This window comes from Bradyrhizobium sp. SZCCHNR1053 (genome assembly GCF_032381235.1).
Classification (GTDB): domain Bacteria; phylum Pseudomonadota; class Alphaproteobacteria; order Rhizobiales; family Xanthobacteraceae; genus Bradyrhizobium.
Genome location: NZ_JAUHJM010000027.1, coordinates 1 through 1,441, shown reverse-complemented (window position 1 = coordinate 1,441; position 1,441 = coordinate 1). Strand labels below are relative to the sequence as shown.

At 61.0% G+C, this 1,441-nt stretch carries 2 protein-coding genes; both read left to right on the top strand.

Annotated features, from left to right (window positions below):
• Positions 1 to 83: 83 nt before the first annotated feature.
• Entirely contained in the window at positions 84 to 662 is a 579-nt protein-coding gene (locus QX051_RS29425; RefSeq protein WP_315778521.1) for a hypothetical protein, read from the top strand.
• Positions 596 to 1,438 carry an IS4 family transposase gene (locus QX051_RS29420; RefSeq protein ID WP_315778520.1) on the top strand — a complete coding sequence of 281 codons (843 nt, stop codon included), beginning with the start codon at positions 596 to 598 and terminating at the stop codon, positions 1,436 to 1,438. Before QX051_RS29425 ends, QX051_RS29420 begins: the two co-directional genes overlap by 67 nt.
• The last annotated feature ends 3 nt before the right edge of the window (positions 1,439 to 1,441 follow it).

Genomic DNA, 1,441 nt, shown 5'->3' with positions numbered 1-1,441 from the left:
GGGCTACGGGATGCCCGAAAGCGATTCCAAGCGATTTCTGGATGTGATTCAAAGTTTTCGACCGGTTCGGTGGAGAGCTTTGAATGTCATTTGGCGATATTCGAGTTGCGGAGCGGGCTGACTGGCTGATCGAACGGGTGGCGACAGCAGGCACGCTGGTCTTGCGGAAGTTGGGGGAGACGCGAGCCGGCGAGAAGGCCATTCACCGATTTCTGTCCTCGCACCACGTCTCGGTCGATCGGATCGTCGAGACGCTGGCGGCTCGGACTGCGGCTCAATGCGTGGGACGGCGTATTCTGGCGATCCAGGACACGAGCGAGATCAATTTCTCCGGCCGTGACAAGAAGCGGCGCGGCTTCGGTCCTGGCGGGGACGGAAAAACACCCGGCTTCTTCATCCATCCCGTGATTGCCCTCGACGTCGAGAGCGAGGCGGTGTTGGGACTTGTCGACGCGGAAATCTGGACGCGCTCAGCCGGACGAGTTCCGGCTCGCCGCAAGCGAGCGATCGAGGATAAGGAGTCGATACGCTGGCTGTATGGCTGTATGGCTGTCAGGCGGCTGCCGGCGTCTTATCGGAGGCGGCCAGCGTCACGATGGTCGCCGATCGCGAAAGCGACATCTACCCGTTGTTTACGCGTAAGCCGGAAGGGCTCGATCTGATCGTGCGTGCTGCGCAGGATCGCTGCCTGTCCGATGGCAGAATGCTGTTTGCAGCGCTTGCCGAGACGAAGGTGCTGAAAACAAGCCTCGTCAAGGTGGCGCCGCGCGGCCCCGGCGATAAAGGGCGCGGGGCGACCGTCGAGCTTCGCGCCGGAAGCGTGTCTCTTGCCCGGCCACAGAGCCTGAAACGATCAGAGGCCTGCGATGCCATCGAAATGACTTTGATACAGGCGCGTGAGATCGATGCGCCCGCCGGCAAAACACCGTTGTTGTGGCATCTGCTCACGACCCATTCCGTTGCCAGCGCGGCAGATGCCGAACAGATCATGCAACTCTATCGATTGCGCTGGCGCATCGAACAGGTCTTCCGTGCTCTCAAGAGCGATGGCTTGGCTCTCGACGACAGTCAGGTCATCGATGCCGATCGCATGTTCAATCTCGCGGCGATCGGGCTTGCTGGCGCTATCCGGACCATCCAGCTTGTCGACGCCAGAGACGGCAGTCCCCGTCCCATGAGCGACGTGATCGACCCGGCCTTCAGACCAGCTCTGGGGCACCTATCAAAAACGCTCGAAGGCAAGACCGCGCGGCAGCAGAACCCACATCCTCCCGATTCCCTCGCGTTCGTCGCATGGATCGCGGCACGCCTCGGCGGCTGGAATTGCTACGGTAAACCACCAGGGCCAAAGACAATGCGAGACGGCTGGGATCGTCTCGCTGCAATGCTTGAAGGCTATCTACTTGCAACCCAAAGCATAAAACCGGGAATCCCGTAGCCC